Origin of the sequence: Amycolatopsis roodepoortensis (assembly GCF_014873915.1) — a bacterium.
In the GTDB taxonomy this organism is placed as follows: Bacteria; Actinomycetota; Actinomycetes; order Mycobacteriales; family Pseudonocardiaceae; genus Amycolatopsis; species Amycolatopsis roodepoortensis.
Window position 1 is genome coordinate 2,758,469 of record NZ_JADBEJ010000005.1, and the last position, 25,721, is coordinate 2,784,189.

28 protein-coding genes are annotated in these 25,721 nt (G+C 66.4%); 10 read left to right on the forward strand and 18 right to left on the reverse strand.

The genetic code is table 11. The annotated features are described in order from the left end of the window. Positions 1–37 precede the first annotated feature (37 nt). The 4 genes from H4W30_RS32315 to H4W30_RS32330 are packed head-to-tail and all read right to left on the reverse strand — an operon-like array spanning position 38 to position 1,890. Positions 38–337, reverse strand: coding sequence for a hypothetical protein (locus H4W30_RS32315; RefSeq protein WP_091680093.1), 300 nt, complete (start codon positions 335–337; stop codon positions 38–40). Positions 338–358: 21 nt separating this feature from the next. Further along, the gene (locus tag H4W30_RS32320) at positions 359–1,132 is read right to left on the reverse strand and encodes a DUF7178 family protein (protein WP_144024176.1); all 774 of its coding nucleotides are present in this window, start codon (positions 1,130–1,132) and stop codon (positions 359–361) included. A 57-nt stretch (positions 1,133–1,189) separates the two neighbouring features. Then, a complete protein-coding gene (locus H4W30_RS32325) occupies positions 1,190–1,477 on the reverse strand; it encodes a hypothetical protein (RefSeq protein WP_043829862.1) in 288 nt (95 codons plus the stop codon). A gap of 17 nt (positions 1,478–1,494) precedes the next feature. After that, a complete protein-coding gene (locus H4W30_RS32330) occupies positions 1,495–1,890 on the reverse strand; it encodes a hypothetical protein (RefSeq protein WP_112285680.1) in 396 nt (131 codons plus the stop codon). A gap of 1,755 nt (positions 1,891–3,645) precedes the next feature. Between H4W30_RS32330 and H4W30_RS32335 the strand changes: the two genes are divergently transcribed. Next, positions 3,646–4,020: a winged helix-turn-helix transcriptional regulator gene (locus H4W30_RS32335; RefSeq protein ID WP_158077475.1), complete on the forward strand. Its 375-nt coding sequence runs from the start codon at positions 3,646–3,648 to the stop codon at positions 4,018–4,020. 26 nt (positions 4,021–4,046) lie between these two features. On the opposite strand, the gene H4W30_RS32340 is transcribed toward H4W30_RS32335, so the two are convergent. Together H4W30_RS32340 and H4W30_RS32345 are read right to left on the reverse strand one after the other, a co-directional pair. After that, on the reverse strand, positions 4,047–7,091 hold the full coding sequence (locus H4W30_RS32340; protein WP_043829866.1) for a helix-turn-helix domain-containing protein: 3,045 nt from the start codon (positions 7,089–7,091) through the stop codon (positions 4,047–4,049). A 92-nt stretch (positions 7,092–7,183) separates the two neighbouring features. Beyond that, positions 7,184–7,621, reverse strand: a complete 438-nt coding sequence (locus H4W30_RS32345) for a hypothetical protein (protein ID WP_043829868.1) — start codon at positions 7,619–7,621, stop codon at positions 7,184–7,186. Between the two features lie 234 nt (positions 7,622–7,855). On the opposite strand from H4W30_RS32345, the gene H4W30_RS32350 reads away from it, so the two are divergent. From H4W30_RS32350 to H4W30_RS32370, 5 genes are all read left to right on the forward strand, one after another. Further along, complete coding sequence (locus H4W30_RS32350; RefSeq protein ID WP_043829899.1) at positions 7,856–8,929, forward strand: tyrosine-type recombinase/integrase; 1,074 nt, start codon at positions 7,856–7,858, stop codon at positions 8,927–8,929. A gap of 13 nt (positions 8,930–8,942) precedes the next feature. Next, a complete protein-coding gene (locus tag H4W30_RS32355) occupies positions 8,943–9,257 on the forward strand; it encodes a helix-turn-helix domain-containing protein (RefSeq protein WP_043829901.1) in 315 nt (104 codons plus the stop codon). 98 nt (positions 9,258–9,355) lie between these two features. Next, positions 9,356–11,554 (forward strand): hypothetical protein, encoded by a 2,199-nt coding sequence (locus H4W30_RS32360; protein WP_144024175.1) that lies wholly within the window; start codon positions 9,356–9,358, stop codon positions 11,552–11,554. Positions 11,555–11,623: 69 nt separating this feature from the next. Continuing rightward, the gene (locus H4W30_RS32365) at positions 11,624–12,397 is read left to right on the forward strand and encodes a MerR family transcriptional regulator (protein WP_043829870.1); all 774 of its coding nucleotides are present in this window, start codon (positions 11,624–11,626) and stop codon (positions 12,395–12,397) included. A 51-nt stretch (positions 12,398–12,448) separates the two neighbouring features. Continuing rightward, entirely contained in the window at positions 12,449–12,781 is a 333-nt protein-coding gene (locus H4W30_RS32370; protein WP_043829872.1) for a YnfA family protein, read from the forward strand. A 104-nt stretch (positions 12,782–12,885) separates the two neighbouring features. Here H4W30_RS32370 and H4W30_RS32375 read toward each other — a convergent pair whose 3' ends face one another. From H4W30_RS32375 to H4W30_RS32425, 11 genes are all read right to left on the reverse strand, one after another. After that, on the reverse strand, positions 12,886–13,392 hold the full coding sequence (locus tag H4W30_RS32375; RefSeq protein WP_106961219.1) for a pilus assembly protein TadG-related protein: 507 nt from the start codon (positions 13,390–13,392) through the stop codon (positions 12,886–12,888). After that, entirely contained in the window at positions 13,389–13,886 is a 498-nt protein-coding gene (locus H4W30_RS32380) for a TadE/TadG family type IV pilus assembly protein (protein WP_063697548.1), read from the reverse strand. Before H4W30_RS32380 ends, H4W30_RS32375 begins: the two co-directional genes overlap by 4 nt. Further along, complete coding sequence (locus tag H4W30_RS32385) at positions 13,883–14,365, reverse strand: TadE/TadG family type IV pilus assembly protein (RefSeq protein ID WP_225950557.1); 483 nt, start codon at positions 14,363–14,365, stop codon at positions 13,883–13,885. Before H4W30_RS32385 ends, H4W30_RS32380 begins: the two co-directional genes overlap by 4 nt. Before the next feature lie 13 nt (positions 14,366–14,378). Beyond that, on the reverse strand, positions 14,379–14,564 hold the full coding sequence (locus H4W30_RS32390) for a hypothetical protein (protein ID WP_043829874.1): 186 nt from the start codon (positions 14,562–14,564) through the stop codon (positions 14,379–14,381). 50 nt (positions 14,565–14,614) lie between these two features. Next, positions 14,615–15,508, reverse strand: coding sequence for a type II secretion system F family protein (locus tag H4W30_RS32395; RefSeq protein ID WP_043829877.1), 894 nt, complete (start codon positions 15,506–15,508; stop codon positions 14,615–14,617). After that, complete coding sequence (locus H4W30_RS32400; RefSeq protein WP_081684766.1) at positions 15,505–16,428, reverse strand: type II secretion system F family protein; 924 nt, start codon at positions 16,426–16,428, stop codon at positions 15,505–15,507. Before H4W30_RS32400 ends, H4W30_RS32395 begins: the two co-directional genes overlap by 4 nt. Next, positions 16,425–17,744, reverse strand: coding sequence for a CpaF family protein (locus H4W30_RS32405; protein ID WP_318780705.1), 1,320 nt, complete (start codon positions 17,742–17,744; stop codon positions 16,425–16,427). The genes H4W30_RS32400 and H4W30_RS32405 overlap by 4 nt, the downstream gene beginning before the upstream one ends. Positions 17,745–17,872: 128 nt before the next feature. After that, positions 17,873–18,715, reverse strand: a complete 843-nt coding sequence (locus H4W30_RS32410) for a hypothetical protein (RefSeq protein ID WP_051171899.1) — start codon at positions 18,713–18,715, stop codon at positions 17,873–17,875. Beyond that, positions 18,715–19,428, reverse strand: coding sequence for an SAF domain-containing protein (locus H4W30_RS32415; protein WP_063697560.1), 714 nt, complete (start codon positions 19,426–19,428; stop codon positions 18,715–18,717). The genes H4W30_RS32410 and H4W30_RS32415 overlap by 1 nt, the downstream gene beginning before the upstream one ends. A gap of 120 nt (positions 19,429–19,548) precedes the next feature. Further along, a complete protein-coding gene (locus tag H4W30_RS32420) occupies positions 19,549–20,577 on the reverse strand; it encodes a hypothetical protein (RefSeq protein WP_043829882.1) in 1,029 nt (342 codons plus the stop codon). Between the two features lie 14 nt (positions 20,578–20,591). Beyond that, the gene (locus tag H4W30_RS32425; RefSeq protein ID WP_225949945.1) at positions 20,592–20,948 is read right to left on the reverse strand and encodes a hypothetical protein; all 357 of its coding nucleotides are present in this window, start codon (positions 20,946–20,948) and stop codon (positions 20,592–20,594) included. A 520-nt stretch (positions 20,949–21,468) separates the two neighbouring features. Between H4W30_RS32425 and H4W30_RS32430 the strand changes: the two genes are divergently transcribed. Beyond that, positions 21,469–22,116 (forward strand): prepilin peptidase, encoded by a 648-nt coding sequence (locus H4W30_RS32430; RefSeq protein WP_043829884.1) that lies wholly within the window; start codon positions 21,469–21,471, stop codon positions 22,114–22,116. 169 nt (positions 22,117–22,285) lie between these two features. Then, positions 22,286–22,558: a hypothetical protein gene (locus H4W30_RS32435; protein ID WP_043829885.1), complete on the forward strand. Its 273-nt coding sequence runs from the start codon at positions 22,286–22,288 to the stop codon at positions 22,556–22,558. A gap of 46 nt (positions 22,559–22,604) precedes the next feature. Here the strand turns inward: H4W30_RS32435 and H4W30_RS32440 are convergent, their stop codons facing one another. After that, positions 22,605–23,675: a sigma-70 family RNA polymerase sigma factor gene (locus H4W30_RS32440; protein ID WP_228708112.1), complete on the reverse strand. Its 1,071-nt coding sequence runs from the start codon at positions 23,673–23,675 to the stop codon at positions 22,605–22,607. A 261-nt stretch (positions 23,676–23,936) separates the two neighbouring features. Between H4W30_RS32440 and H4W30_RS32445 the strand changes: the two genes are divergently transcribed. Then, positions 23,937–24,107, forward strand: coding sequence for a hypothetical protein (locus H4W30_RS32445; protein WP_157376276.1), 171 nt, complete (start codon positions 23,937–23,939; stop codon positions 24,105–24,107). A 713-nt stretch (positions 24,108–24,820) separates the two neighbouring features. Then, complete coding sequence (locus H4W30_RS32450; protein WP_228708111.1) at positions 24,821–25,684, forward strand: helix-turn-helix domain-containing protein; 864 nt, start codon at positions 24,821–24,823, stop codon at positions 25,682–25,684. The last annotated feature ends 37 nt before the right edge of the window (positions 25,685–25,721 follow it).

Here is a 25,721-nt window from a genome sequence, read left to right on the forward strand (position 1 = left end):
GGCGTTGACCGGTAGGACGAGGGAAGGTGCGCGGGTTTCAGGCCCAGCGCGGTTGGAATTCGTCGCGCAGCCCGCCAAAGGTCCACGCACCGAAGATGCGGAACTGTCCGCAACGCACGCGCACGTGTGCGCGCGGAACACAACCGCTCGGGGTGAATGTGGTGTGTTCGCCACGGCGGTAGGCGCCGCGCGTGGCGGTCACCAACACGGCGATTTCGCCGCGCGGGGTGTACCCGCTCACCTTGGCCGGTACGAGTCCGGAGAAACTGTCCAGGAATATGAGATCACCGATCCGAATCACGGTTGTCGGAATCGAACGGTGTTGTGTGTCAGTCATCGTGACCTCACTCGGGATGCTTTAGGCGGCTGACTGGTAGCCCGTACCGGGGCACGTGGCTAGGTCGGGCAGGAACACGGTGCGGAATTCGTTCCATGCGCGTTCGGAATTCGCGCGAGCCTGGTTGCGTCCCTTGTCCAGCCGGTTGGGGCCGCGCCGTTGTTCGGCTTCCTGGTTGAGCCGTTGACGGACCAACCAGGTCACGGCCTGGACCTGGTGCGCCGAGATCCGCTCTCCCGTGCGTGTGGAGATCAGGTCCGCGGCACGGCGGTACAGGCTGACCACGTGGTCGTACTGCCGACGGGAAATCGATCCGTCCTTGCGGCGGAACCCGTTGACCGGCGCGGAGTCGTACTCCTCGGAGGTGAGCGCGCGACCGTGCGCCACCGAGAGCGCGTGTCGATCGATCACCACATGCGGGTCATCCGAGTCTTGATCTCCGCCGAACTCGATCAGGTGGGCAAAGTCGCGGATTTTCGGACCGTTGAGGATGTCCTCATACCGTTCGCCCTTGAGTAGCCGATCCGCGGCGCGTTTCTGGCCGGTCGTGGCGAACATTCCGGAACCGGGCCCGCCGATTCCCTTACGCTCGCGCAGTACGCGAGCGGCATTAAGGACGTTGCCGATCCATCCCTGTTGCGGTGAGTAAATCGCGAGCATTCCGGCGCCGAGATGAGCGTCATCGTTCCCGATGGCGGTTGCCACGTGGTGAGCATCGGCATACCAGCGCATTCCTTGCGCGATTTCGTCGGATGTGGCCTGTTCCCAGTGCCACACGATGTTTTCGTGGCTCACGGGGTGCGCCCGGAACCATGGGTGATCACTGGGGGCAGGCATGACAATTCAGTCCTCTTAGGTGTGATTCACGCTTACCGGCGAGTCGTCCCACAAGCGGGACCATCCCGATTGCACGGGACGCGCGCCGGCCGTTCGTACGTATTTGTCCAATGCGAGCAATTCGCGTCGCACTTCTCCGACGTCCAGTTTCCACAGCTCACGGGAGATCTCATCCCGCACGCGGTCAAGGTCAATCGCGCCCGATGACGCGAGGGAATACAGAGCGGACGACATACCGCTATGCCACTCGAAAGCGATGCGTCGCGCTTGTCCGTCACTGATCATGACGATGACTGCACTCATCGGTTTCACTCCTTGACTCATGCCGCGACCGTGACCGGAATGGATTCCATAGCGGAAAAATCGAAAATGGCGAGCTGGGCGGTTTCCTGCGCGAGGGTCACTGCCTCGGACAGGTCCGCGGTCACGACGGAAACGTCCAGGTAGACGCGACCGGTCGCAGGGTCGCGCCATCCGCCGAGAACGCGACCGCGCAGCGAAAGAGCGTCTTTCGCTCGCGCGATGTACTCGTTTAGGTCGTTGCTGGTCACGGTACCGTCGAAAACGCGTTCGTGTTCCGGATGAACGGCAACCGCATAGCCGGTACGGACGTCCGAACCGTCGTCAGGTTTGACAGAAAAACCGCCGTCCGGAACGGACAGAGCGTCCGCCATCGCGCTAATACGGGCGGACCAATCGATCAGAGACATAGTCATGGCGGTACTCCATTTCGTATACGAAAGTGGTTGACTGGCAGCGATTCAGGCCAGTTGTGAACTGGCATCGAGGCGCGCAACCCTCGCCCTTGTGAGATCTCCGCAAAAGGGACACATCCTGGTATCCGGGCAATACGGCACTGCTCACGGGTGAGGGTTGCGCGTTTCGATGGCACATTCCCTGAATCTCTAAAACACTGTTGGGATAAGCCGTTATGTCTAGCGCACAATGCCAGGAACCATGCCCGTAAGGGTTTGGCGTGCTATGGGCAGGCGAGAGCGACGCTCTCAAGCCAGAGAAACCCAATGTCGGCAACCGCCTAAAACAACCCCGAACGCCTACACATTGCGACGTTTTTCGGTGCTAGACCACCATTGACTTATCTTGGGGACATACCTGTGGCAGGCATGCCATTTATGCGCGCTTCTCCGCTCTATAGCAAGAGCTTTACGTCGCGAAGCTGCAAGCGCAGTTACTACGCACTCCAGATTAGAAATGCGCGTTTGGCTACGCGTCGTTCTTCACGCTGCTCTGCACGGTTTCGCTGCTGTCCGCACGGCCCAAGCCGTTGCCCGCGCTTTACGGGACTACTGTCATCTCGACACCCGGAAGGAGGTACTGACCGAATCGGAGAGCTCGCAGGGACGCCGTGCCCTGGTCCTCACCCTCTCGATTCGTTCCGTTGACTTCTTGGCGTGGAGTCGACATGTAGAAGTACACACCCTGAGTCCACACTTTGCAAGCCCAAGAGGACTCGTCGTTACCGTTCCGTTACCTCGTGGCGCAAAGTCGCTGGGTCAGAGCTGCGCAGAGTCAGCCGCGCCCCCTCGGGGTGACTGTCCAAACCGGGCATAGAAGAGCCGACAGCGGCAAGGCACGGCGACGCCCAGCGGAGCGGACAGCTCATCTCTTGCTTTTCTGGGTTTATGAATGGCGAAATGCCGAGAAATGGTAATCGCGAGCGCGTCTAGTCCTCATTTCAGCTCATGCGATTCAACCCGAGAGAACTCAAACCAAGTTTGAGTATTGACATGCGGTCGAAATTGTGATTGTCAAGCGCAAGCGACAATCGGCCGCGAATTGATACAAAGTGTCAGATTCGGACGGAGTTGATCAGCGGCGAATGCGCGACAGGGGATGCGACCGAGCAGCGGAGCAGCGAGAGTCGGGCCAATGCATGGCCATCAAACAGCGGGAAGTGGGGTACGGACCGGGTGGTGAGCAACGCAGCCAGGGTGACCACGGGGTCACGAGTAACGGCAGGTGACCCCCCACCCAAATCGACTGTTCATGTGCCTGCCGGCCACCGAGTCGGGCGTTACATCGGTAGCCCCCGCGGACTGCGTAACCAGGCACTTCGCAGGGTTGGAGGGCTACCGCTCTAGCAGGCAGCTGAATCGGACCGTCGCCGGGTAGGTGGCCAGGACGCTACAAGAGGATCACTGACCGTGCTGTTGATCTACTAGTTGGTCACTCGATGTGGTGACGCCTGTTCGTCCTAAGTAGAAATACCCTGCACGGGGTACCCCGTTTGACGTAGCGTTGACAACCTTGACACTGATCAACCGAGGTGGCCGATGGCGGAGACGATTATACGCCTTCTGGCCAGAAAGGAGGCGATTCTCATTTTTGAATATCAGGGTCGCCTGTGCCGCGGGGGCGGGGTGTAGGCGGGCCGTCACGAACGATTATGGGGGGTGTACATGGTAACGGGGGACGCTAGGTACCTGGCGCGGTCGCGGGATCTCCGCCACGTGCTGAACGGGGAATGGATCACGCACATTTTGGTGGCGTTGAGTGCAGGTCCGCTGCATTACAGCGAGCTCCATACCGCCATTCAGGAAATGACGACGTTCGATCCGTGGACCGGGACGGTTCGCAGGATTCAGAGCCGGGCGTTGGGCCGGACGTTGCGGCGGATGGAGACCGCCGGTCTGGTGGATCGGGTCGAGGAGCGGACGTTTCCGCGGTCGGTGGTGTACTCGCTGACTCCTGCCGCCGCGGATTTACTGGTCCGGGCGCGGCCTCTGATCGACTGGGCGGAAGAGAACCTCGATCTGATCGAGCGCTTGCAGAAGGCGCCGGACGATGGCGAGTCGTCGCAGGATGACGACGATCAGCCCGACTGAGGCATCGCTGCGCTGTCGGATGCGGTTCAGCTGGCCGCGGCGTTGTCGGTGGAGATCGGCTTCCGGGTGCTGCCGCGGCGTTGGAGGAAGTCGGCGAGGTTGAGCGTGTCGGGGCTGGGGCGTTGGCCGATCTCGTCCAGTGTGGTGGTCAGCAGCGCGAGGGTACGTGGGATGGCGGCGTACTGGTCGAGACGGGCTTGGGTGCGGATGATGTCGCGGTAGACGCCCTCGTTGTAGCGGTCGAGCTTCCGGGTGCGTTCCAGCAGTGTGAGCATGGTTTCTGGATCGCTGTCGCCGTGAGCGCGGATCAGGGCGCCGAGCGCGTCCAGGACGTCGCGTCGGGTGGCCTCGCGGAACGGTTCGATCCAGGGCACGAGTAGGTCCTCGGCGAGGTCGCTCTGGTAGAGCTCGACGGCGTCGTGCAGCTGAGCCTGGGCCTCGGTGTCGGTGGGGCGTGGTGCCTGTAGGGCGTGCTGGAGTTGCCAGTAGTCGACGACGAGTTCGTCGTTGAGCTGGTAGCGGCCATCGTTGTTGAGGACGAGGTTGTTGATCCTGCCGTCGGTGGCGTCTGTGAGCGCGCGGCGCAACATGGACAGGGTGTTGTGGAACGAGTTGTACGGCCGTGGCGGACGGCTGTCGGGCCAGACGGCCTCGTTGAGGACTTCGCGGCGGACGCCGTGGGGGTGCAGCGCGAGGTAGACGAGCACTTCCCGTTGCTTCGGCGTCAGCACGCCGCTGAGCACACGGTCTCCCTCGTCGTCGTGCAGCGTCAGGTGCAGGCGTCCCAGCACGCGCACGACCAGCGGGCGCTGTGATGCTGCGCCGTGACCGTTCTTCGGCTGCAGAGATTCCTCGGCGGCCGGTGCCTGATCGGCGGCTGGCTTGACGTCCTCGGCGGCCGTGCGGCGGTCCTCGGTGTCATCCCGGCTGGCTGAGGTCGGGCTCGTCGGCTGGACATCCACGGGGATGGGCTGGACGTCCAGCAGCTGCAGGCTCGGGCTCGGTGGGGGCTGCTCGCCGGCTTCTTGTTCTAGCGGGCGGGTGGATTCGAGCTGGGTCATCTCGTCGACCGAGCGTTGCTCGGGGACGGGTGGGGTGGGTACGACGTCGTGATCGTCCGCAGGCGGTGTGTGCTCGTCGCCGGTGAGGCCACTGGTTGCGTAGTCGTGTGTTGTCAGGTCGGCGGGGCCTTCGGCGTCCCGGAGCACAGCAAGCAACTCGGTGGTGTCGGTGGCGGGCAGGCTGAACAGGCGTGTGTCGGCGAGGGCGTCGCCGAAACCGGGGCTGGTCGCGCTGACGGTGCCGTCGTGGCGGACGCGCACGGTCGCACCGGGGCGCCACTGGCCGAGGAGCACACCAGCCAGGCCGAGGGGCGAGCCGTTGTCGAGCACGGCTTGCAGGCGCCGTTCGGCGTGAGGTGCAGGACTGGCGAGCAGCACGAGCGAGGCCGGCGTGGGCTGGGAATCGGTCTCCTCGATGGCATGGCGCGTGCGGGTGAGCAGGGCCGCTTCCATCTCGTCGAGAGCGGCGTCGAGCGTGGCGACGACGTGGACGGTGGACGGCAGGCTCTCGACGTCGGCGCCATCGAAGACGAGGTGCAGGTCGTCGGCGGGCACGAGCACGTGGATGCCCTCGCCGGGCTGATGTTCGGTGAGCAGGTGCAGCAGTAGCGCGCGAGCAGCGGCGGGCGCGCCGGGGCCGGCGAGGCCAAGACCGCGGGTGCTGGCGAGGTTCAAGGCGAGTTCGCGACCGCCCCGCACGCCGACCCTCGCCGGGACTGGGACTGGTTTGTCGTCGGGTTCCAGGGCCCCGGCCGCGGTGATGTGGATCCGCGGTGGGGCTGGCGCGAGGTCGACGAACTCCACGTCCTCACCGGGCCTGCGGTCACTGTCGTCTTCCTGGTCGTACGCGGCCCGAAGTGCGCGGACCACGGGCGCGATCGGGCGCTGCAGGTCGGCGCGGTCGCCGCTGCCGATGCGGTAGTGTCGTCGGCGCCACATCCGGGCCGACACCATGGCCGCAGTGATGGCTCCGGCGAGGCCGAGGCTGACAAACACGTCGGTCAGCAGGTCCAGCCCTGGTTCGGCCTGGTCTTCGCGGTGCTCGCCGGCCTCGTCCGGCGGGGCCGGCGCCGGGGTCGTGTCCGGTGCGGGCTGTGTTGACGGTGGAGTGGTCGGCGCGGTGCTCGTCGGAGGTGGTGGTTGCTGGGGCGGCACCTGCGGCTGCTGCTCGCCGGGGGGATGCTGTTCGGGTGGGGCAGGGACGTAGGCGGTGATCTTCCAGCCGGGGCGCACGAGGTTGGGCTTGGTCAGCGCGCGGCCGTCGGGCTGCTCCACACCACGGTTGAGCTGGAACAAATCGGGCCAGCGGCTGCCGCCGCCGGGACCGTAGATGCGTTCGGCGACCCGCCACAGGCTGTCGTAGATCCCGTCGTGCGGGAGCCGGACCTCCTCGGTGACCTGGACCATGCCCGGCGGGGCCGGCGCTGCCCGATCGACCACCAACGTGGTCGCCGGGACGACGGCCGCCTGCGGAGCCGCGGCCTGGGTGGCTGGTCTTGGGGTCAGCGGTGCGACGACCGCGACCGGCGTGATATCGGCGGTCAGGTCCGCGGTGGTCGGGGTGGGAGCCGTGTACGGGGTCCGGTTGGCGAGCAAGGTCAGCACGATGGTGCCGATCAGGGCCGCGGCCAGCCCGTGCAGCGGGCCGGGTGGGCGGACCTGCGGCCAGGTGATCCCGCGCGCCGCGTCGATGGTGCCGCGCAGGACGTCAAGCGCGAAGAAGAACCAGACGATCCAGCACAGCACCGCCAAGGTGTTGAGAAGGAATTGCGCGCTCATCGGGTTGAGCAGCGTCGCCTGGATCTCGTCCCAGGTCGGCACGTGGTCGGGCAGCGGCCAACTCACGAAGTGCACCAAGGCCCAAGGCAGACCCGCCACGAGGGCGAGCAGGACGACGAACGCGAGCAGACCGCGCACGAACCGCAGGCTGGCGGCCAGCGCCCACCCGGCATGGCGTCCTGTGCTCGGCCGTATCGGCTTCCGGCGAGAGAAGTGCGAGTGTGCGGTCACGACGTGCTCAATTCCTTGGAACGTGCAGGTTTACGACTCCGCGGTCGCCACCCGAGACAGCGGCGGACGGTGAACGAGCCGGAGCGGCGATGTCACGTCACCGCCGCGGGAACCCGGCTGGACGTGTCCGTCGCGCCGCTGCGAGGCCCGCCGACTTCGGGTGATGCGGACGTCTGGCTGGCCGGCGGTGTCTTCGCTGTGGTCTGTGGCCCGCTCGCGTCGCTCTTGGTGGTTGGCGCGCTGGCGGTGGACCGTTTGCGCTTGGGGCGAGTTGCTTTCCGGCCGTTGAGCCACTGGGTGAGGTCGGCGGCCGGTACGTCGGTGAACTTGGCCAGCTCGTCGACGCCGATGACGTCACTGGACTCGGCGAGAACGTCACCGAGCTCTCGCTCGATGTCGCCGAGTTTCTCGGCCACTTCTGCCCGCAGCTGTGCGAGCTCACCGACGCGCTTGGCCGCAGCGGCCCTCTTCGCGCTGCGGGCCGCGTCCGCTTCCTCGACGCGGCGTTCGATCTCTTCAGTCGTCGCCATCCTGGTCTCCTTCCCCGTTGTGGCACTGAGTTGGGTACGAGCGTGTGAGGGTGGTCATGGGAGTACTGCCTGAACTGCCGTGGGTTCGTTGGGGACCATTAGCGCCAGGTCGGGCGCTTGTCCTGGTGGGAGTGGGTTCACTCGTTGGTGTGGAGAATCCGATTGATGGTCGAGATTCTCGACGAGATGCCGATGTTGTTGACACATTCGTTCTCCGATTGAACAGGGGTGTCCGTGGCGTTGGCTGAGGTGCGGTCGTTGGGGGCCGCGCGGCGATTGCGCACTGCCGCAGAGTTCGAGGACTTTGAGCAGGAGTTGGTGGATCAGTTCGCTCTGGCGCAGGTCGGCGCCGGTGTGACGGACGGTGTGGTGGGGTCGTATCGGTCGGTGGTGTTCGAGTTCGTGCGCTTCACTGGCCGACCGGTGTGGACGACTCGCGCTGAGGATGTTGATCGGTTCTTGGCTGACCAGCGCAGGCGTGGCCGGGCGGCGTCCACGGTGTACAGCAAGGCGGGGACGCTGACGGCGTTCTTCGAGTTCCTCGTGGCGCGCTACCAGGGAGACATCCACGCGCTGACCGGTCATGTTCTCGAGCAGCCGGTGGATGAGTTCAACCGTCCGTCCAAGCCGGACTACGTCGCTGTGCGGGTGCCACCTGGGCAGCAGGAGGTCGAGGTACTGTTTGGCGCGTGGCGTGAGGCGTTGCCGCATGCCCGGAAGTTCTTGCCGGCGGCACGTGACTACATGGCGGCCTCGTTGTGGCGTCGGGCGGGTTTGCGGATCACGGAGTCGCTGATGCTTGACATTCGCGACTGGCGGCCCGATCTGGGTGAACGGGGCAAGTTGCATGTCCGGTTCGGCAAGGGCAGCCGAGGGCGTGGGCACAAACCTCGTCTGGTACCCGCGATCGAAGAGGTCGACGCTTTGATGGAGTGGTGGCTGACCGATGTGCGCCACCAGTTCGGTCCGGATTGGTCTGATCCGGATGCCCCACTGCTGCCGAGTGAGCGCCGCGACCGCGACACCGGGCGATGTGTGCGGATCGGCGATGACGCATTGCGTTCCAGCCTGGCGGATGCTGTCGACCGGTGGCTTCCAGTATGGGTGGGTCGGTTGACACCGCACGGTTTGCGGCACTTCTGCGCCTCGTCGCTGTACGAGCGAGGCATGGATCTCAAAGCGATACAAGAGATTCTGGGTCACGAATGGTTGTCGACGACGACGCGCTACATCCATGTCCACGCCAACCACATCGAACATGCTTGGGAGACGGCCAACCAGCGGGTGGCCTCCCGGCTCATGCAGTAGCGGAGGTGTGCTGATGCGGTGGAATCTGCGGATGAAAGCAGCTGAGGCGGGTATCTGGAAGTCCACGGAGATGCGCCGCCGGTTGGCCGAGGCTGGGTTGGAGATCAGTGCGGGCAAGATGTCAGCCTTGTGGACCGGCACGCCGACCACGATCCGGCTGGATGACCTCGATGTGATCTGCGCGGTGCTGGAGTGTGAACCGACCGAGCTACTGATCCGGGAACCGGACAAGGTGGCCGCCCGCAGGCCGCAGAAGACGGCCGAGGCCACGGGAGGGGCAGTGGTCACGCCCCGGTTCGGTCGGCACCGGTCTGTGCCGCCGGCGTGAGTGGCCGGCCATGGCCGCGCTTGTGCAGCGTATGCCGGACTCGCCCGGTCAAGCACCGCCATGTCGACTACTGCTGCACCTGCCAGCCCGGCGGGCCGGTGACGCCCCCGCCGTGTCAGCGCTGCGGAGCGACCGAGAATTACTACAGCGCGGGCCTGTGCGCCCGCTGCCACCGGTTCTCCCCGCTGACCATCGACTCGTGCGAGGACTGCTACGCCTGGGGCGCGACCCGCACTCGTAAATGGCTGTGCCAGGGCTGCCACGCGTGGCGACAGCGCCGCCCGCTCGGTGACTGTGTCGCCTGCGGGCGGCGCGTGGCCCTCGACCCGAATTGGGGCGCGTGTCGACTGTGCTGGCGACAAGCCGACCTGGTCGGCACCGACGATCTCGCCGCCGCGATCTGCCATGGGCACCAGCTGTTCTTCGCCGATCTGTTCCGCAGCCGGGCGGGACGGGCGACTCGGCCTGGCCCGCCGGGGCTGCGGCCCGGGCCGACCGCGCGGTTCGCCGCCACCGGCGCACCGCCACGGAAAGTGCTGCAGTGGACCATCTTCGACGCGATGCGCACGAACACCACGACCACGCCACGGCCGTGCACTCGCTGCGGGCAACGCCCGGTCAAGACGGCCCAGTCGGACTTCTGCTACCCCTGCCAGCCCGGCGGCCCGGGGATTGCGCCACCGTGCCTGAAGTGCGGCTCGACCAGCGACTACTACACCGCCGGGTTGTGTGTGCGCTGTCACCGGTTCTCGCCGTTGACGGTGGATTCGTGCCCGGACTGCCACGCGTGGGGCACCCGACGCGGCAACGCCTGGCTGTGCGAAGGATGCCGCGGCTGGCGACGCCACCACCCCGACCGTGCCGACTGCGTCATCTGCGCACGGATGAGCCATGTCAACGCCAACGGCCTGTGCCGGCTGTGCCGTAAACAGGCACTCTGGCTGCCGAGCAGCACCCATGCCGACCAGGCCGAGCACATTTGGCGCTGGGGGCACCAGCTGTACTTCGCCGACATGTTCACCGGGCTCGGTGTCCGCGCCGCTCGCGCCGCTGCGGCCGACCAACGCCGGCGGCAGAGACCATGGCCGCTGCCCGCCCGTTGTCCGATACGCCATCAGCAACTGGTTGCCTTCACCCTGCCCCGCGACCTGCATGCCGGGAATGCACGCGGCTTTCCGGCCCCGTCCGATCCAGGACTTGCGGCCTACCTCGACGAGTGCGTCACCGAACACGCCGCCCGGCATGGCTGGGACTCCAAGGTCGCCACCCGCACCCGGACGGGCCTGCACATCCTGCTGGGGCTGCAGGACACTCCCGGCGCGGCCACCAACGCCAGCGATGTCGCCACCCTGTCCGTCATCGATGGTCCGGTCCGCCCCATCCTCGACGTCCTGGCCGCCCACGGATTCCTCCACGACGACCGCGTCCCGACCATCGAACGCTGGTTCACCGCCAAAACCACCGGCCTGCCCGACGAGATGGTGACCGACCTGCGGTGGTGGTTCGACGTGATGCGCCACGGCCACACCAGCCCACCCCGCAGCATTCCCCGCGCGGCCCGCACGATCCAGGCCAAACTGCGATGGGCCCTGCCCGCACTGCAAACCTGGGCGGTGCGCGGGCACGAACATCTCCGAGAGATCACCCGCGATGACGTTCTCGCGATCCTGCCCACCTCCGGCACACCCCGCCACACCATGCTCCAAGGGCTGCGCTCGATCTTCCGGCTGCTCAAAGCCCACAAGCGCGTGTTCGTCAACCCGACCGCGCGTATCCCGCTCGGTCGAGGACCAGGCCGCATCCCCCTGCCCACCCCGGTCGACGACATCCGCGAGGCGCTGTGCAGCGAGGACACCACCCGGGCGGCGATCGCCGCGCTGGTGGCCTTCCACGCCCTGTCTTCCCAGCAACTGCGCAACCTGCAGCTCACCGACGTCCACGACGGCCACCTGCAGGCCGGAGATCGCACCATCCCGCTCGCCGGCCCGGTACGCCAGCGGCTGGGCGCCTACCTCGACTACCGCTCTGCCCGCTGGCCCGCCACCGCCAACCCGCACCTGTTCATCCACTACCGCAGCGCCAACCACACCCGCCCCGTCCAGATCGAGTGGCTGGCCCACCGCCTGGGCTTGTCCACCCAGGCCCTGCGCGAAGACCGCATCCTGCACGAAGTTCACGCCACCAGAGGCGATATCCGCCGCCTGTGCGACCTGTTCGGCCTGTCCGTCGGTGGCGCCGAGCGCTACACGGTCGTCCTCGACCCTCCCGATCTGCCGACCAGCGATCGACACGCCTAGCTCGACGGCCTGTGTGCTCAGCGGCAACAGCTTGACCTTCGAGTCGACTCGAAGGTTTACCGTCGGAGTGTGACGACCTATCGGATCTCTCAACTGGCCGAGCGGGCCGGGGTGCGCCCGACCACGCTGCGGTTCTACGAACAAGCCGGACTGCTGCCCGCCCAGCGGTCCGAGTCGGGCTACCGACTCTACGGCGACGACGCCATCGAACGGCTGGGCTTCATCAGCTCCGGCAAACGACTCGGCCTGCCCCTGGAGGAGATCCGCGACCTGCTGCAGGTCTGGGAAGACGGCCTGTGCACCGACGTCCGACACCGGCTGCGCCCCATGCTCGCGGCCCGCATTGCCGAGGCCGAACAACGCGCCACCGAACTCGACGCCTTCACCGAGCGGCTGCGCCAGGCCCTGACCGAGATCGACGGTCCGCCCCGACCCGGCCGCTGCGACCCCGGCTGCGGGTTCCTGCACCACCAACACGACCCACAACCCACGCCCATCAAACTGAGCCCACCGCGCCCCGCTACCGACAACACCGGCGACAACGGGGCCACGCCCGCACCGATTGCCTGCACGCTCAACGGCAGCGATCAAGCCGAACGAGCCCAGCAGTGGCACGAACTGCTGGACCACGCCCACCGCCGAGACCCCATCGACGGCGGCTTGCGCTTCCACCTGCCCGCGCACACCGCAGGCGAAGTCGCCGCCCTCGCTGCAGCCGAACAGCAATGCTGCGCCTTCTTCACCTTCACGCTGCACCTGTCCGCAGGCGAGCTGCAGTTTGACGTGCACGCCCCCGACGACGCCGCCCCCCTGCTTGCCGACCTCTTCGGCGCTCCCGGCTGAACCGCCACCCTGCCACGCCGCGCCACCACGCAACATTCGGAAAGGTTGCTCGTGCTCGTCCTGAAGTCGATTGCACTGTTCGTGCTGGCCGCGCTCGCCGAAATCGGCGGCGCCTGGCTCGTCTGGCAAGGCGTCCGCGAACACCGCGGCTGGATCTGGATCGGTGCCGGCGTTATCGCCCTCGGCCTCTACGGCTTCGTCGCCACCCTGCAACCCGACGCACACTTCGGCCGCATCCTCGCCGCCTACGGCGGCATCTTCGTCGCGGGCTCGCTGGCCTGGGGCATGGCCCTCGACGGCTACCGCCCCGACCGCTACGACATCACCGGCGCCCTGCTCTGCCTCATCGGTGTCGCCGTCATCATGTACGCACCCCGAGGCTGACACCACGGCAAACAGGCCGCAACGCCGACAACACGCTCCTGAGTACCAGAACCGACCAACGCTCCCGCCATCGGTTCGTGAACCCAAGCATCCCAGTACCCTCATTACCGGCCACCACCACTTGAGTTCCCATCACTGTCCACTTCAGAATTCGCGAACCCCAGGGAAACGTCGGAGATTCCGCGCTGTGGTTGGGCTTGCCCGGTTGCGGTGACCGTGATCGAGCCGATGTTGACCAGTCCGAGCAGCTGGGTGGGCTGGTTGATGCTGACGGTCACGTTCACCGTGTTGCCGGCGACCGACACGGTGCCGGTGTGGCCCGCGGCGGAGAGGTAGCTGTGAGTGGCTGCGGTGGCTTGGTGCGGGACCAGGCGCAGGGTGCCGTCGGCGCGGTAGGCGGTCAGGTCGATTTCCTGGGCGCCGGCCCGCGCAGCTTCTTGTGCCTCGCCCATCGCGCGGACCTTGGCGGCCAGCGCGAGTCCGCCGTCGAGCACGAGCCCGGCGAACAGCAGCGCGGCGAGCGCGATGATGACGACGAACGCGGTCACCCGACCGTCCTCGTCCTTGCGTAGCCGGCGCGTTCGGCGGCGCAGCGATGCGGTCAACCTCATGGCACACCTCCCGTTTGAGCGTTCGGGGAGGTGCCGCGCCACACATCGACTGGGGAGGAGAAGCTGGATTGGAACGTCCGACTGCCGGGCACACCGAGCGAGGTCAGGTCACCGAGGCCGACGCTGCAGGAGACGGTGACGGTCACCGTGGAACCCGGCTTGAGTCCCTGGGTGTCGGTGGATACCGACAGCGACTGGCAGCTGATCCCGGCGGACGCCAGTGCTGCGCTGGCTGTGGCTTGGGCGTTGGCAGTGGCTTGCGATGGGGTTCGGGCCAGGGTGGCGGCACGGGCGGCTTGGTGCGCGACGTCGTTGATCCGCAACTTGGTGTCGGCGAGCCGGCCGCAGAACACGACGAACAACAGCAGCAGGATCAGCAGCGGAGTCAGTAGAGTGAGCTCGGCGGCGGTGGAACCCCGTTCGTCACGGCGCAGCGCGCGGATTCGCCCGCACGCCGAAGGTGCGAACGTGGGGAACCGGTGGGCCGCGGTCATGGTGACACCGTCCCGGTGCCGGTCGGCGGGGTGAATTTCTCAACGGGCCCAACGGCTTCGGCGTGAACCGTGAAGGTCGCGAACGGGATCACGTTGATCACTGTCCCGGTCACCGTCACGGATGCCTGGGTCGGTCCCCGCTGGACGTTGACCGATGTTCCTTGCAACGGACCACTTCCCAGTTGCGTGAGGATTCGTTGCCCCTCGGTGTTGCCCGCGGCGGAGCTGCCGCCGTACACCCGTGCCGCGGACAGTGCTTCGGACGCTGCGGCTTGGGCGATGTGGGTGGCGTGCATGTACAGGGCGAACTGCGCGATCAGCAGGATCAGCAGCAACAGCAGCGGCGTGGCGATGACGAGTTCGACCGTGCCGGCGCCACGTTGATCCGTCCGCAGTCGGCGCAACGCCGCCTGCGCGCATGTCCGGTGTGGACGCTCGCGCATGTTCGGCGTGCGGGGTCGGCTGGGGCGTCGAGGCATCGTGGTCACCGGCCTACAGGGTGATCCCGTTGGCTTTCTGGGTGACCTTGATGACGATGATCGCGATGACCGCGATGGCCAGCGCCGCCAGCAAAGCGGTGACCACGACCGCTTCGGTCGAGTAACCACCTTCGTCGTGGCGCAGCCGCTCCAGCTGGGCCCGGATGCGGGCGATGAGCATCTGAACTTCGGTGAACATCAGCTTCTCCCCTATGGTTCGGGGTCCGGTATGGACAGTTCTTGTGGAACTCAGAGACCTCCCAGCACGCTCGCGAGTGCAGGGAACCCGATGAAAATCAGGAATCCGCCGAACAGCATCACCACGGGAAGGCTCATTCGTTCGGTGGCTGCCTGGGCTTCGCCTTCGGCGTCGGTGAGCTCGCGCGTGCGCAGCGCCGCGGCCTTGGCCGCGAGGCTGGCGCGCACGCGGGCACCTTCGGTGCCGGCGAGGCTGACCGAGGCGGCCAGCTCGGACAGCTGGTGCACGTCGAGTTCGGTGCCGAGCTGACCGAGGGTGGACCACGGCGTGGTGCGGGTCAGTTTGGCGGTGACCAGCGCACGGCGCAGCTGTTGGAACGCCCACCCCTTGCCGATGTTCACCGCGTCCGACAGCGCGCCGTCGACTCCGGCGCCGCCGGCCAGCAGGACCCGGATCAGGTTCAGATAGGCCGACAGCGCATGCCGGAAGGTCGAGCGGCGCCGTTCGGCTTCCTGCCGGACGCTGATGTCCGGCAGCAGGAACCCCCCGAGCGCGAACAGCAGACTGGCGACCGCGGGAATTTCCCAGCCGAGACCGACATCGGCCACGACGAGCAGGAGGTGCATCAGGATCGGCAGCAGCAGCCCGGTCAGCGCCAACGTGGCCTTCTCTGCCAGGTGGTGTTCGATGCTCTTGCCGGTGACCGCGAGGTCGTTGCGCAGCGTGCGGTGGGGCAACCCGAGCGCGGCCAACGGTTTGATGAATGGGCGGCCCACGCGCAGGGCCCAGCCGTCGGAGTCCGCGGTGAGGATCGGCGGTGGCGCCGGGGTCGCGTGCAGCCGGTCGACCAGAGCGCGCAGCGGCGGCCTCGGCGGGAACACGTAGACCACGAGCGCCCACAAGCCGACACCGATCCCGGCGCCCCACAGCAACGCGCTGATCATGACGACGCTCCCTGCCCGGTGAGCAGATCATCGACGTGCACATCGGCATCGTGTGGCCGGATCGTGGCCAGTTCCGTGAGGAAGCGCTCCGGCTCCCGCAGCCGCGCAATCCTTGCCAGCCAGGCAAAAGAGGCAGCGAACAACGCGCCGACGAACAGCAGCATGATCTGGCCGAACGCGGAGTCGTACGGGGCGAGGTAGCCGCGGTTGAGCAGCACCAGACCACTCGCGAAAGACAGCGTGGTAATCACGATAACGCGCACACTGGTTCGAGTGCGAGCGCGGCCGGCTTCGACCCGCATCCGCATCGACGCCTGCTCGCGCGCCTCGCTGGCGAGCTCGCCGAGCAGGTCGGCCAGCTGGCGGGCCTGGTGCTCGGCGGCCAGCACGAGCGCGGAGATCACCAGGTCCGCAGTCGGGTCGCGGAGCTGGTCGGCGAGGTGGCGCAGCGACGGCGCGAGGCGTTCGCCGCGTTCCAGCCGGACGGCCAGCTCGGTGATCTCCTCGCGGATCGCCTCGGGGCAGGCCGGGGCGGTGGCGAGGATGGCCTGTTCCAGACCTGCCGCGGCGACCAGGGTGTCGCGCAGCATCTCCGTCCAGCCGGCGATCGCCTCGATGCGTTCGAGGTGGCGCTTGTGGTCGACGTTGGAGCCGAGAATCCGCGGCAGGCCGACGACCGCGAGGACGGTCAGGATGGCGGCGACCACCCAGCCGGTGACCGCGCCGACGGCCAGGCCGGCGAGCACGGCCACGACGAGCCACCCGACCTGGGTGCGGTCGTGCCGTGCGGCCAGCCAGGAGCTCAGCCGCGACGGCGACGCCTCGCGGGCGGGTCGACTGCGCAGTCCGGCGACGATGAGCAGGACCCCGACGGCCACACCCGCGCCGAGCAGGCCGAATAGAGCGGCAGTCGCGGTCATGGCGTCCACCACCCTTCGCGCCGCTCGAACAGGTCCGGGTCGTAGCCCGCCTCGACGAGCACGTCGACGGTGTCGGTACGCAGCGGCGCACCAGGGACAGCGCGCAGGTCCGGGCCGGGGCGCCAGACCTCGTTGCTGATGATCTGGGCGCCGTCGGCACCGACGACCTCGCGGATGGAGGACACCACGCGCTTGCTGGGATCGTCGCGGGGCTTCTCCAGGTGCACCACGAAGTGCAGCGCCGCGGCCACCAGCAGATTGGTCGCTTCCATCGGCAGCCGCTCGGGGCCCTGCACGGCGTACGCGGCCAGCTTGGTAAACGCGCCCTGGCTGGAGCTGCTGTGCAGGGTGCCCATGCTGCCGTCGTTGCCCATGGACATGGCGTTGGTCAGCGGAATGACCTCCGGGCCGCGGACCTCGCCGACGATGACCCGGTCCGGCGACATGCGCAGGGACTGCCACACCAGGTCCGACAGGGAGATCTCGCCCTGGCCCTCGATGTTCGGTTCACGAGCCTGCAGCGCCACCACGTCCGGATGGGCGTCGGCGTCCTCGCCGAGGCCGAGCTCGAAAACATCCTCGATCGTGATCAGTCGCTCCCACAGCGGGATGGCCGAGGCCAGGCCGCGCAACAGCGTGGTCTTGCCGATCGCCGTGCCGCCGGTGACCAGGATGTTGCGCTTGGCCCGCACCAGGGCTTTCAGGAAGCTCTCCAGAGCAACGTCTATGGTGCCGTTCTCGCGCAGCTCGGCGAGGGTGACCTTGGCGAACCGGTGCCGGCGGATCGACACCGACGGCCGCGCGGTGACCGCCATGACCGCAGAGACACGCTCGCCACCAGGCAGCTGGAAGTTCACGATCGGACTGCCGCGGTCGAAGCGGCGCTCCTCCACCCCGGACCGGGTGGCCAGGTCCCGGATCAGGTCGATCAACTCGGTGTCCGAGCCGACGACCGGTGGCAAACGGTTGCGTCGGCCGTCGGCGTACTTGACGAAAATGCGGTCACCGTTGATGTTGATGTTCTCGATGTCGCTGTCGGCCAGCAGCGGTTCCAGACCGGCCAGACCGAAGACCTCGTCGAGGACCTGACGGATCAGCCGCTGCTCGACCTCGGGCGCCACCAGCATCCCCCCGGTGGCGGAGTTGCGAAGTTCAGCCCGCGCGTGCGCCTCGGCCGCGTCGGTCAGGATCGCCTCGGCCAACCGGCGTCGTTGCTGGGCGTCCATCGGCGGGCGGCCCGCTGTCTCGTCGGCCCGGATGCGCTGACTGAGCTGGATGGACAACTCGTCGCGCAGGTGCTGCCGCAGCCGCTCCACCGCGGCTGCCTCACCCGGGGGCCGGTGAGGCAGCTCCGCCGGTCCAGGCAGAGGCTGGGCAGCGACCGGGTTCGAGCCAGTGCCGTTGTTTGAAATGGTAAGGCGCGGGTCGCCGAGGGCAGGCCGCGTCATGACGTCGCTCCGTTACCGGTCTGCGGCCCAAGCGGTTGCAGTGCCGCACTCGAGACCGGCTCACCCGGAACAGCCACCCGCAGGTGCGGTGCACGAGTGCCGTTACTCCCGGCCGGCACACGCCAGTGCGCGTGAATGTTGAGCGCGATCTTGGCGGCGGCGCGGCCGAGCGCGGACTTGTCCGGCCCACGTCGACCGGTGCCCTGGCCGCACAGCGCGGCGGCGCCCCTGTTATCCCGCGGCACGCGCCCCATCACCGGGATGCGCAGGGCCTGGGAGACCTCCGCAGTCGGGTAGCCGTCGCCGACCAGGACGAAGCACGGGCGGCGCGACCACTGCTGGGCGGCCTGCAGCTTGAGCGCGACGTGCGCGAGCTCGTCGTCATGAGGGCGGGCGACCAGCAGCATCGCATCCGCGCTGCGGATGATCGGGAACACGGGCGAGTCCGGATCGACCCGCCCACAGTCGGCGATGACCGTGGTCTCCGGCTGGTCGGCGGTCTGCCGTAGCGGCGAGGGCAGCCCCGAGGCCAGCACCGCCAGGGCGGCGCGAGCTTGTTCGGCACCTACCGGGCCGACCACCACCCGCAGGCCACCGGGGAGAAGCTGGGTGTGCTGGGCGAGCAGAGTCGAGGCCGCTGCGCCACGGCCTCGTGCCGCGGCGGCCAAGCTCACCAGGCCCGGTGTGTCTGGCAGCCGGAAGCGGGCCATCAGGTCACCGCCAGCTGGGTCGGCTTCGACCACGATCGGGTTTTCCTGCCCCGGCCACCAAGCGCCGAGCGCGGTCGCCAAGGTGGTCGCGCCGGGCGATCCTTTGAGCGAACAGACGGCAATGAGCATCAGCGGTCCCCTCCCGCGATCGCGACCAGACTCAGTTGCCCCGCAGGAGCCGAAGCCAACGCACGAGCATCAGATTCGGACAATTGCAGGGACACCACTGTGGTCTGCTCGGCCTCACGCGTGGCTATACCTGTCACCACCGCGTTCCACGACGACGTCTGCCCGGACTCGGTCGACGTTCCCGTCGTCGTGCCCTGCTCTGGTGTGGTGAGCACCGCGACGGTGGTACCGGGCGACAGATCCGGCGGGAACTGGCCCGGCTTGAGCCCGACAGCGGCAATTGCCCTACCCTGCGCGGGAATCTGCGGTGCACCGAGGACAGATTGAGTCACGAGCGAACCGGCAGGCAGACTGAACGCGACCGGCTGTCCCACCACTGTGGACGCAGACGATGCGGACATCACGTCCATACCGGAGTCCGCCGCCATGCTGATCTGCTTGAGATCCTGCGGGGTCAGGATCTGGCCTACAGCGACGGGACGGGCCAAGGCGAGAACGCTTTCCCGGTTGCCCAACTGCATTCCAGCGAACACACCTCCGGCGGCGCACACCAGAACCAGCAGGACGCCGAGCAACAGGTAGGGCACGCTGCGGCGCCGACCGCTACCGCTCAAGCGCGAAGGAGTCTTGCCATCACGGCCAGCCCACGCGTTCGGCGTCGCCTGTTTCTGCGCCGTCGTGTCCGTGCCGGTCGAACCTGCGGTAGTGGTCACCACCGACCTCCTTCAGGCATAACGCCATCGCGACGCGTCAATCGGGTGTTCGACGTGCCTTGCTCTTAACAGGGTTGTTTCGTTGTGCACGCCCGCCCTCGTGAGGCGGGAGGCTTCGGTTCAGCCGGTCGCGATTCCCTGGCTCTCCGCTACGCGGAACGTCACCGACGCCGAGGTCGTCATGTTCGGGAACGTGCCGCCCTGGCCCGCGCCCGACCAGGTCACAGTCCAGTTCGCCGTGGCGGCCACCGGGAACGCGTCGGCGCGCTGCCCGGCCGAGGACGTCTTGTACGTGTAGCCGCAATCCGGTGAGGCGCTCTTCGGATCACCAGCAGCGGGGAAAGGCGAGCCAGGGCCGCTACAGGTCACCGAGCCGCCGTCACCCATCGACCACGTCACCGAGGTCGGCCTCGCGACCGCGGTCACCGACACGCCCGGCACGGACGCGGTGGCCGAGACATCGTCCCAGCTGCTGCGGTCCAGCCACAACCAGGTCGGCAGGTTGACGAGTTGGTCGCCGGCCGGGTTCGCCTTGATCTTCGGGGCCGGCAACCGCAGCTGGTTCCGCGCCTGTGCAGCGAGTTCGGCAGGTGATGGCAGCGGCGCCGAGCCGCCTGGCTGGCCGTCGGCGATCCAGACCGGCGGCCGGTACAGCGCATCTTGGAAACCGGGCCCGGTGCACTTGTAGACGTACCAGGCACCCGACGGCGGCTGGGCTTGCGCAAACCGCGGCTGCGCGACCGCGAACTGCGCGGTGATGAGCTCACCCTGCGGCGGCCGGTAGGCAGCGGGCACCGCGGTGACCGCGCGGGATTTGGGCGGCACATGGAAGGCTGCCGGCTGCGCGCTTCCTGGAGGTGGGTCCTGGTAGCTGGTGCGTTCGTAGCCGCATTGGGCCAGGTTGGTAATGCCGCCAATGATCGTGTCCCCGTTAGCGTTGGCCTGTCCGGTGCCAGGGTTGGTCTGTTCAGGGTTGCTGGGCTTGTTGTTTCCGTTGCCCTGGTTGCCGGTTCCAGGTCGGGGATTCTTGCCTGCGCCGAGTTCGCAACCAGGGTTGGGGTACTGGGTGCAGTCGGTGAACCCGTACCCGTCGTCTCCGAGCGCGGGCAGTGCGCTCGCTACCAGCACGGCCGCGGACAGACCGATCACAACTCCTGAACGTTTCAACACGAGCCCACCCCCTCCACGGCGAAGCGGGTGACCCTCCACGTGCCGTCCTGCTGCTTCTTGACTTCCGCGGTGATCGAGCGCTGTCCGCCCGGTGTGTCGTTGACCAACTGGCCGTCCTTGTACTTCAGCCAGTTCGAGCTGTCACTGCAGTCCGAGATCATGACTGTGGTCGGATTCGCAGTGGGTTCCACGCTGGATACTTGAGGGTTGTTCGTCGGCGCTCCCTTGGACACCACACCGTTGAGGTGATCGGTGTACAGGCTCCGGTTGATCACCCCGAGCGCGTCACCGGTCGCATATTTCGCAAGCTTGGACGACTGCCAATCCGCGGTCTCGCCCGCCTTGGCCATCTGCCGCCACATACCCGTGTAGGCAGCCGTCGCCTCCTGACGCGCGGCGTCCGCAGGAGAAACCGACGACGGCGGAGCGCTGGTCGTTGACGGCGGCATTACCGCCCCAGCCGTGCCCTCAGGCGCCGAAGACGAGTTCGAATTACAGGCCGCCAACGTCAGCGCAACGAGTCCAACAAGAGCCAGTCCCACCCTGCGCCGACCGTTGCGGCCGTCTACATTGCCCCCGACCACATGTACCCCCTCAGATCCGCGAAAAGTTCTTTCGACCTACTGTGGTACACACCACATCTACTGGCGCCCCCTAGGAGACTGCAATGTCCCTATGAAGGGACACAGGTGTCGGAACAGGGACAATCGAGCAAGATCCACCCAAACGGGCTAATGACGGCCTGTCCAACTGTCGTTGACTAGTAGTTTCGCGACATCGGACAGCCGTATTCAGGGGGGCCTACGGGGGCTACACCATGTCGAGTTCTGTCACTCCCGCGAACCGCCAGCGAACGACACGAGCTCCACGGTGACCGCGGCCAGCATCGCTGCTTGGGGCCTCGTTGGACTCATCGTTGCCAGCGCCCTACGTATCGGCGTTCAGCGGGGCTCGATCCTCCCGTCAGAGAGCGAGCGGCTGGCGCCGCCGGCCCTGCTGGAGGTGGTCACCGCGCTGATGTTCTCAGGACTGGCCTGGCGCATAGGCGCGAAACCTGACCTGTTCGCATACTCGTGGCTTGCCGGTATCGGTGTCCTGCTCGCCGCGGTGGACTGGAATTTCCGCCAGTTGCCCACCAAGCTGATCTGGCCCAGCGGACTCGTCCTGGCCGCACTCTTCGGCCTGGCCGCCGTAATCAACCGCGACGCGTACCCGCTCATCCGCTCCGCAGCCGGCATGCTCACGCTCCTCGCGTTCTACGGAACGCTCTACTTCCTTCGACCCGGCCAACTTGGCGGCGGCGATCTCCGGCTCGGTGGTCTACTGGGCCTCGCACTGGGCTGGAGTGGGTGGTCGACCGTTCTTTCGGGGACGCTGCTCGGCTGGCTCGCTGCGGCCTTAGCACTTGTCGCGCTCCGCGCCACTCGACGACAAGTGAAACCGAGCAACGACGTCGCCCTCGGCCCGTTCCTTGTTGTCGGGGCGATCACTGCGCTCCTCATCCAGCCGCTGATGTGACGCCCTCCAGGGCACGACCAGAATGTCGCTCTTGGTGCACCGAGGTGCGGGCGCACACCTCGACACCTGCCGCGAGCTTGATCCTGGCCGCCGGTCGCGGTGCCGCCAGTCTGTAGTCTCTGAACGGTCCTCCGCGCAACCTCCCACGAGGAGATGTTCGTAACGTCCCGTGATCTTGCTGATCTCTACAGTGGAGGTCCAGCGGATGCCAGTCCGTGTCTGGGAGAGCGCAAGAGTGCGCTTCTTCTCCCTCGTGGTCAGCCAAGGCTTGCTATGCCGGGCAATGCCGGCCTGCTCAACTGTGTTCTCCACGGCCGTACGGGTACGGCCGACTTGCCGGGCGATGGCGGTGTTCATCGGCTACCGGCCGCCGACCTTTGATCAGGTGCAGCTCGATGATCATCTGTTTCTCGTCGGGAGTCAGCCGCGGCGCACGAGCTGACACCTCGTTCCTCTGCTGCCCCCAGTACCGTTCCTGCTCAATACGTCTAGCTCGCTAGCTTTGCGGTAGTCGAACTGCACGAGACTTGCCTTGACAATGGCATCTGCCCGCTTCTGGACTGTCGGATCGCCCCAGCGGGCCGGGAATGGGAGGTTGACGCTACAGCTCGACTGCGAAAGGCAGTATTTATCTCGGAGAGCTCGACCGACTGCTGGCAGCAGGAGCCGCACCTTGCGAGGTGCTCACGAACCTGCTGAGTCTCCCGCTTTGACAGGCCGTTCCGAGTCCAGGCACCAAGCCGTCTGACCGTGGGATGGCAGCTGAGGAGCGTGGGCTCTGCCAGGTGTGCTTGTAGATAAGCCTGGCGAAGCCCTTCACGTGCCCGATATGCCAATGCCGAAACACCGTTGGCTGTCAGGCCAAGGCGGGAAGCCACTTCAGCTGGTGTCTTACCCTCAATCTCGGTTAACCAGAGCACTGTCTGCCATCGTTCTGGTAGCCGATTGAACGCATCCGCTGCAAGATCCTTTTCGAACCCGGCCATTACCCGGTTGCTGTCCGGCACGCTGAGTTGTACTGGGCCCACCGTCATCTCTACATCCTCGGTCAGCTCCACCTTCCGGGCCTTGCGCGTCTTGTCGTATGCCGTGTGGCGCAACGCCGTGAACAGGTAGGCACGGAAAGCTGAATCCGGCCCTCGGCCCCCGAGAAGCGTGTAGAGGACCTTGCTGAATGCCTCTGAAACCAGATCGTCGCGCTCGGGCATCGACTGGGCAAGCTGGCGAGCCAGGTTGCGAGCCGCGCCGACATGAAGCTTGTACAGTTCGCCGTAAGCCGCAACGTTTCCTCCCCGGACAGCATCAAGCAACTGTGGGTCCCGATGGTCGTCACCGTTGCCGAGCTGCGTAGTAGCGGATGCTTCGCCGTCCTTCCTATTCGTATCGGGAAGGAGATCAACCTCTGTTTGCGGCGGCAAGCAATCCAAAACACGCAAGTTAACGACCTGGGGTCCCGCTTGCCGAGCACCCTGGTCACCCGAGTGAACGCTCGGTGTATGTCGAAGACGGTAACGCCAACCATCCGGCTCGCTATGACGATCGATCAGACAAGTAACCACCTGTGCACCTCGATTCGCATACAGGGAGAGGGTTGGGAACCGGTGGCCCGATCCACGTCGGGGGTCTGGGCCGGACCACCGGAATTCTTGGTTGCTGCAGGACAAGCAGATCAGTCACTGCACGGTCGAAGTCGCCATCGCTCTCGTGGTAGCGATCACGGCAGACTGCGGCGGGACGCCACCTGATGCCTGCGGGACGCACTCCCAGCGCCACAGTCCGATTCTTTCGTCCTCGGGGGTCGGCAGAACGAGGTTGTCTCCTTGCGCAGCAACCGATGCTCCGAGCCGGAGCAGATCAGCGGAGACGACTTCGTCAAGGTCGTGGCCGGGGCCGGTGATGAAGGTCCAACGCTGGATGTGGGGCCGTTCGACGACCGGGCCTGCCAGCATCCGGATCCGCAGGCCGGCGAGCACACGCCGACCAAGGTGTAGCGGCATCGTGATCGCGCCAACGAGTCCGCCGACAGGCAAAAGGATGCGCTGCGTCGCGGGATCGACAACGGCTGGAAGCCGACACTTGTTGCGATAGAAGGTGCACCGTTCCTCGGGAGTCGAATCCGAGCGTGTAGCTGGACCACCAGTGGTCGACGTTGTCACGGCGAGCCACCTCCTCTGAATTGGGCAGGAGGTCAGGCAACGCGGGTTGCACTGCGTCCTAGGACTGCTTGGCGTGTGAGCGTTGGTGGGCGGTAAGCCGTCGAGTCAGAAAGTCACTCGGCGTGCCGGGGGGCTGCGTGGCCGGGCAACGCGAAGGTCGACGCCCTGGGAGGCGAGGGCGGCTTGCGTCGTCTGCGGTGCCTCGGGGCTCGGCTCGGTGGGACTTGTTCGCAGCACTGCCGGATCCGACGTTGCTCGCCGAAGTACCACCAGCCGGCACCGCTCCGGCCACGCAGCCCACCATGAGAAGGAGTGCCGCTGCGATCGCCAACCCAGACCCCCACGACATCGTGGGGGCTTCTACGGCACTGGGGGCAACCGCGGCCGTCGCAGCGGCGATGTTAGCTTGTGTACTCATCGCTCCGCACCCCTTCGCTACCTGGTAACCTGGCTAGGTTGCATCTAGATATTAACTTGTGTACTCCGATTATCCAGCTGGCCGAATGGGTGAATTGTGGATACGCTCCGCAACCGGACATTCTGTGGAGGTGAAGGAATCCGTGACGCAGCACTTGCAGTTGCCGCCGGCGGTTATGAAGGTCGTCCTCGGCAATCAGCTGGCCCGGCTGCGGGAACTCGCCGAGGTCACGCAGGAGGATGCGGCGGCCGTCCTCGGATGCACCCAGCAGAAGATCGCGCACATCGAGGGTGGGAGCGGGATCAAGCTGATCGAGCTGAATGCGTTGCTCGACCGCTATGCCGCCAACGAGGCTGACCGGGCCTACACGCGAGATCTTCAGTCCGAGAGCAACCGACGTACGAAGCGCGGGGCCTTCAGCACGAGGTTCCGGCAGTACCTGCGGTTGCTGGTCGACATGGAGCCGAGTTGCAACCGGTACTTCTCCTACCAAGCTCTGGTGATCCCAGGACTGCTGCAGACTGAGGACTACATGCGCAGGAACGCCCGAGCATGGCGGCCCTCGCTGACAGCCGACGAGATCGACAAGTACGCCGCCAACCGACTGGCTCGGCAGCGTGTACTTGAGAACGCCGACCAGCAGTTCTGGTTCATCATCGACGAGGCGGCGCTGCGTAGGACTGAGGGTGGTCCGGTCATGAAGGCCCAGATTAAGCGGCTTGTGGAGACCATCGACCGGCCGAACGTCGAGCTGCAAGTCGTGCCGTTCGGCGTTGGCTACTACATGGGCCAAGGACACGACTACACGATCTTCGGCTATGACACGAAGCCCGCGGTTGACATCATCTACCTTGAGCAGCATGACGGTGGCGAGTACGTCGACAACAGCAAGCGGACGGCGCGGTATCTGACTCTCTGGGACCACCAGAAGGCGGCAGCGAGCGGGCCCGAGCAGACGCGGCGGGCATTGCTCGGCATCGCCTCGTCGTTGTAGCTGGAATATGGCTTGAGATCGGAAGGGTACGAGGGAG

Coding starts and splice junctions, on each gene's coding strand:
- H4W30_RS32315 (WP_091680093.1), bottom strand. CDS start 337: ATGACTGACACACAACACCGTTCGATTCCGACAACCGTGATTCGGATC.
- H4W30_RS32325 (WP_043829862.1), bottom strand. CDS start 1,477: ATGAGTGCAGTCATCGTCATGATCAGTGACGGACAAGCGCGACGCATC.
- H4W30_RS32330 (WP_112285680.1), bottom strand. CDS start 1,890: ATGACTATGTCTCTGATCGATTGGTCCGCCCGTATTAGCGCGATGGCG.
- H4W30_RS32345 (WP_043829868.1), bottom strand. CDS start 7,621: ATGGCGACGACTGAAGAGATCGAACGCCGCGTCGAGGAAGCGGACGCG.
- H4W30_RS32355 (WP_043829901.1), top strand. CDS start 8,943: ATGCGGTGGAATCTGCGGATGAAAGCAGCTGAGGCGGGTATCTGGAAG.
- H4W30_RS32375 (WP_106961219.1), bottom strand. CDS start 13,392: ATGAGGTTGACCGCATCGCTGCGCCGCCGAACGCGCCGGCTACGCAAG.
- H4W30_RS32380 (WP_063697548.1), bottom strand. CDS start 13,886: ATGACCGCGGCCCACCGGTTCCCCACGTTCGCACCTTCGGCGTGCGGG.
- H4W30_RS32385 (WP_225950557.1), bottom strand. CDS start 14,365: ATGCCTCGACGCCCCAGCCGACCCCGCACGCCGAACATGCGCGAGCGT.
- H4W30_RS32390 (WP_043829874.1), bottom strand. CDS start 14,564: ATGTTCACCGAAGTTCAGATGCTCATCGCCCGCATCCGGGCCCAGCTG.
- H4W30_RS32395 (WP_043829877.1), bottom strand. CDS start 15,508: ATGATCAGCGCGTTGCTGTGGGGCGCCGGGATCGGTGTCGGCTTGTGG.
- H4W30_RS32400 (WP_081684766.1), bottom strand. CDS start 16,428: ATGACCGCGACTGCCGCTCTATTCGGCCTGCTCGGCGCGGGTGTGGCC.
- H4W30_RS32410 (WP_051171899.1), bottom strand. CDS start 18,715: ATGCTCATTGCCGTCTGTTCGCTCAAAGGATCGCCCGGCGCGACCACC.
- H4W30_RS32425 (WP_225949945.1), bottom strand. CDS start 20,948: ATGGCCAAGGCGGGCGAGACCGCGGATTGGCAGTCGTCCAAGCTTGCG.